The 4,349-nt window shown below is 56.3% G+C and carries 4 protein-coding genes; 3 read left to right on the plus strand and 1 reads right to left on the minus strand.

All coding sequences use genetic code 11. From position 1 onward, the window contains the following. Positions 1-491: ATP synthase beta subunit C-terminal domain-containing protein (locus QVO51_RS06260; protein WP_441295913.1), on the plus strand; the 491-nt coding region annotated here is incomplete at its 5' end. Further along, entirely contained in the window at positions 488-892 is a 405-nt protein-coding gene (atpC, locus tag QVO51_RS06265; RefSeq protein ID WP_015557841.1) for an ATP synthase F1 subunit epsilon, read from the plus strand. The genes QVO51_RS06260 and atpC, both read left to right, overlap by 4 nt. Before the next feature lie 47 nt (positions 893-939). On the opposite strand, the gene QVO51_RS06270 is transcribed toward atpC, so the two are convergent. Then, the gene (locus QVO51_RS06270; RefSeq protein ID WP_022357681.1) at positions 940-1,644 is read right to left on the minus strand and encodes a DUF421 domain-containing protein; all 705 of its coding nucleotides are present in this window, start codon (positions 1,642-1,644) and stop codon (positions 940-942) included. Between the two features lie 259 nt (positions 1,645-1,903). On the opposite strand from QVO51_RS06270, the gene QVO51_RS06275 reads away from it, so the two are divergent. Further along, positions 1,904-4,349 (plus strand): glycoside hydrolase family 9 protein (locus tag QVO51_RS06275; RefSeq protein WP_288167929.1); only part of this gene is annotated, 2,446 nt, incomplete at its 3' end.

Consider the following 4,349-nt stretch of genomic DNA (forward strand, 5'->3'; position numbering starts at 1 on the left):
CGGATGACCTGACTGCCCCGGCACCTGCCACCACCTTTGCCCATCTGGACGCCACCACCGTATTGTCCCGTCAGATCTCCTCCCTGGGTATTTACCCGGCGGTGGATCCTCTGGATTCTACCTCCCGGATCCTGACCCCGGAGATCGTGGGGCAGGAGCATTACGAGGTAGCACGGGCAGTGCAGACCATTTTGCAGCGGTATACAGAATTGCAGGATATCATTGCCATTATGGGCATGGACGAGCTGTCCGAGGAGGATAAGCTGACGGTGAGCCGGGCAAGAAAGATCCAGCGGTTCCTGTCCCAGCCCTTCTCGGTTGCGGAGCAGTTTACCGGCATGAAGGGCAAGTATGTGCCCATCAAGGAAACCATCCGGGGCTTCAAGGAGATCATTGCGGGCATGCACGACGACCTGCCGGAGTCTGCATTCCTGTTTGTGGGAACCATTGATGAGGCAGTGGAAAAGGCGAAAAAGGGTGTGAGTGAATGACGGCATTCCCGTTGAAGATCGTGACGCCGGAGAAGATCTTTTTTGATGGCTCGGCGGAGCGTGTGGTGCTGCGTACCTCAGAGGGCGACCTGTGTATTCTGGCGCGGCATGAACCGTTTGTGGCAAGCCTGCCCTCCGGCCCGGTACGGATCACCGTGGACGGTGCGGATCGCTATGCAGCCCTCTCCACCGGCGTGGTGCAGGTGGAGAAGGAGGGGACTACCATCCTTGCCTGTGCCATAGAATGGGCGGAGGATATTGACCTTGCCTGGGCAAAGCGCTCCGAGCAGCAGGCGATCGATCGTAAAAACAAGGCAAAAAGCGATGCGGAGCTGCGCCGTGCAGAGCTGAAGCTCCAGCGGGCACTGAACCGCATTCATGTATCCGGTATGCAAAAGTAAATGACAATGCCGCACAAGGCTGGGATCCCGGCTTTGTGCGGCATTTTTTATTGAAACCGATCCGTATGCTTGTTGGTGCCTTCCTTTTTGTATACGGACAGGGTATTGTCCGGATTGCACAGGGCAAGCAGTACCTCCTTGGGGGTGTAATGGTGCATGGCAAGCTGATGGTTCAGCCATTGCATATCCTTGCCGCTGTCCTGCAAATTACCCGTCAGGATCTTCCCGTCCAGGATCACGGGGATCTGGGGGCTGTCCGGCTGGGGCTGCATGTTGAGATCCGCCGGGGTCACGGGTCGTGCGTCCGGCTTGGGCAGGAAGGACAGCCTGCCGTTTGCCTCCATGACGATCAATTGCAGGCTATCCAGATTGTAGTAGCCGCCGGTGCGGCACTGGGTGAGCAATTCGCTCAGATCCATCCGGGCACGCTTCAGGTGGTTCCGGTACAGCTTGCCGTTGTCGTAAAGAATGAGGGAGCGCCCCTCCAGAAAGCGCCGGGCACCCAGCCACCGGTTGGAGGCAAGATCGCTGAGCACTGTTGCCAGGGCGTAGATGCCCATAGCCAGCAGGGGCTTAAGAAAGTCGCTTTCCAGAGAAGTCGCCATTTCGGCAGCAATGGAGCCGATGGTGATGCCGTTGATATAGTCGAACAGGTTCAACTGGGACATTTGCTTGTTGCCGATGAGCTTGGTCAACAGAAACAGGGCGATGATGGAGCCGATGGAGGCTGCGGTCACGTTCAGTAAATCCATAATCAAATCCTTTCTGTGCAGTCCGGGATCGAATGGCTGCCTTTGTTTTAGCATGCCCGAAAATGCCGATTTTACTGCGCACAGACTTTCAATATTCTGTTCAAACAATCGTAAAATAATATGCTCAAAAGAGCAGGGGGAACCATTCTCCAAACTGGACAATTCCGCCAAACTTTTTGGAAAGGGAAATACTGGTCTTTACAAGTGCCGAAAAATAGATTACAGTATATACAACGAGTACAACAAGGAGGTCATTTTCTTGAATCAGATATGGAAGCGTGTAATTTCGGCGGCAATGGCGGCGACCCTGGTGGCAGGAGGAAGCCTTTGCGCACTGCCTGCATCCGCAGGACAGCAGCTGGGACAGACCAATTTTGACGACGGGGTGGGCTTGCCCTGGCATGTATGCGAGTCTCTGACGGGTAAAATGAATTTTAACATTGACAACGGGGTGTATACCATCGAGATCGTCAATCCGGGGGGCGCATCCCGGGGCGGCGAGGATCGCTGGGACTGTCAGTTCCGGCACAGAGGGCTGACTCTGGTCAGCGGTTGTCACTATGAGGTATCCTTTGATATCACCGCCAGCCAGAGCTGCACCTATTACACCAAGATCGGCGATATGGGTGAGCCTTTTGTGGAGGACTGGCACGGTGAGCCGGACGATTCCCAGCATGAAAGCTACTGGGATGTGAAGCAGCTGACAGCCAACCAGAAAACCACCGTGAAGGGCAGCTTTACCGCAAAGCGCACTGCGGAGGTGGAGTGGGCATTCCACATCGGCGGCGACAGCGTGCAGCCCGGTACCGTCTTCACCTTTGACAACATGTCCCTGATCTGTACGGACAGCAGCGAGCATGACTATGTGGCGGAGCAGCCCTGGGTGCGCTCGGATATCCTCACCAACCAGCTGGGCTACTTTGAGAACATGAGCAAGAAGGCAACCCTGCTTTCCAGTGACAGCAGCGGTGTGGAGTTCTATCTGAAGGATGCCAGCGGCAGCACCGTGTACACTGGTACCTCCACCCCTAAGGGACTGGATGCGGATTCCGGGGACAATGTGCATGAGCTGAATTTCAGCGAATACACCACCGTCGGAACTTATTATCTGGAAACTGCCTCCGGCGCCAAGAGCCGGGAGTTCCAGATCGGCAACGGGGGACTGTACTCCAATATGCTGTACGATGCGCTGAACTATTTCTATCAGAACCGCAGCGGCATCGAGATCCAGAGCCAGTACATCATTTCCGGGGACAGCGCCAGTCTTGCCCGGGCGGCAGGTCATAACCCGGATACTGCCACCATCGAGCAGACCTGGGGCTACAGCGGCAGCAGCGGCACCCAGGACATTACCGGCGGCTGGTATGACGCCGGCGATCACGGAAAATATGTGGTGAACGGCGGCATTTCCCTGTGGCTGATGCAGAACCAGTATGAGCATGCCCTCAAGAAGGGGGATGTTTCGGTATACGCAGACGGAACCATGTCCATTCCGGAGAACGCCAACGGCTATCCGGATCTGCTGGATGAAGCCCGGTATGAAATGGAATGGTTCATGAAGATGATCGTTCAGAGCGGAGACTATGCGGGCATGGCGTACCACAAGGTGCATGACTCCAAATGGACAGCTCTGGCAGTGGCACCGGCGGAGGATACGGAGGAGCGTATCATCAAGCCGCCCACGACAGCGGCAACCCTGAACGTGGCAGCATGCGGCGCGCAGGCGTACCGGCTGTGGAAGGAGCTTGATGCCACATTTGCACAGAAGTGTCTGGACACTGCCAAGGCGGCATACACCGCAGCCAAGGCACATCCCGAAATGTACGCACCTCTGGATGAATCCAAGGGTGGCGGCGCCTACGGGGACAACGATGCAACGGATGAATTCTACTGGGCAGCCTGTGAGCTGTTTGTATCCACCGGGGACAGCAGCTATCTGAACGATATGAAGGCTTCCAAGCACTATCTGTCTCTGCCCACAGCACTGAGCGGCGGCGAATCCGTGGATACGGTGGGCTGCTTTGACTGGGGACATACTGCAGCTCTGGGTTCTCTGACCCTGACTCTGTACACCGATCAGCTGGGGGCTGACGCAGATCAGCTCAAGAACAATCTGACCACCGCAGGGGATTATTTCGCAAAGCTGGCGGCAGATCAGGGCTATGGGCAGCCCTATGGGCAGAGCGCCATTTCCTACGCAAACAAGAATACTGGCTATATCTGGGGTTCCAATTCCTTTGTAGCGGACAACGCCATCCTGCTGTCCTATGCCTATGATATGACGGAAAATGACGCATATCTCACCGGGGCAGTCAGCGCCATGGACTATCTGCTGGGCAGAAATCCCATGGATTACTCCTATGTAACAGGCTACGGCACCCACGCCGTCAAGTATCCCCACCACCGGTTCTGGGCACATCAGGTGCAGGATTCCTATCCGCTGGCACCCAACGGGGTTCTGGTGGGCGGTCCCAACTCCGGCATGGAGGATCCCTGGGTAAAGGGCTCTGGCTGGAAGGAGGGACAGATCGCACCGGCAAAGTGCTATCTGGATCACATCGAAGCCTGGTCTGTGAATGAGTGCACCATCAACTGGAATACCCCTCTGGCATGGATGACCGCATTCCTGGCAGAAAAGGCAGGGGGCATTACCGTGACCCACGGCAGCGGCGGTACAGCCAATGCGACCACCACCCCTGCATCCA

The sequence above is a fragment of the Ruminococcus sp. CAG:379 genome (assembly GCF_000434255.1).
Taxonomy (GTDB): Bacteria; Bacillota; Clostridia; order Oscillospirales; family Ruminococcaceae; genus Ruminococcus_F; species Ruminococcus_F champanellensis.

Bases quoted from the DNA above. Each gene is read 5' to 3' on its own strand.
- atpC (WP_015557841.1), top strand. From the start codon at position 488: ATGACGGCATTCCCGTTGAAGATCGTGACGCCGGAGAAGATCTTTTTT.
- QVO51_RS06270 (WP_022357681.1), bottom strand. From the start codon at position 1,644: ATGGATTTACTGAACGTGACCGCAGCCTCCATCGGCTCCATCATCGCC.